Annotated in this window: 1 protein-coding gene; it reads left to right on the forward strand. The window is 64.5% G+C overall.

Features of this window, described 5'->3' with window-relative positions:
• Positions 1-647 (forward strand): Obg family GTPase CgtA (cgtA, locus tag AC1DTN_RS38110; protein WP_477925342.1); only part of this gene is annotated, 647 nt, incomplete at both ends.

The following is a 647-nucleotide window of genomic DNA, read 5'->3' on the forward strand; positions in this document are numbered from 1 at the left end:
GGCTCGGACATGTTCGGCGCGGCCGGCGATGATGTCACGCTCAAGATGCCGGTCGGCACGATCATCACGGACGCCGAGACCGGCGAAGTCCTGTACGAACTGCTGACGCCGGGCGAGGTGATCACGATCGCCAAGGGCGGTGACGGCGGCTTCGGCAACATGCGCTTCAAGAGTGCCATCAACCGCGCACCGCGGCAGAAGACGCCAGGTTGGCCCGGAGAACACAAGAGTCTCAAGCTCGAGCTGAAGGTGCTGGCCGACGTGGGTCTGCTGGGCATGCCGAACGCGGGAAAGTCCACGCTGATCAGCGCGATCTCCAATGCGCGGCCACGCATCGCCGACTACCCCTTCACTACCCTGCACCCCAATCTTGGCGTTGTGCGGGTCGGGCCCGAGCAGAGTTTCGTCGTGGCAGACCTCCCGGGCCTGATCGAGGGAGCATCGGAAGGTGCCGGATTGGGCCATCTGTTCCTGCGCCACCTCCAGCGGACGCGTCTGCTGCTTCACGTCGTCGACCTGGCCCCCTTCGACGAGAGTGTCGATCCGGTCGCGCAGGCCAAGGCGATCGCTGGTGAGCTCAAGAAATACCACACGGCCTTGTACGAAAAGCCGCGCTGGCTCGTGCTGAACAAGCTCGACATGGTGCC

It is taken from the genome of Rhizobium sp. 01T444, assembly GCF_056398305.1.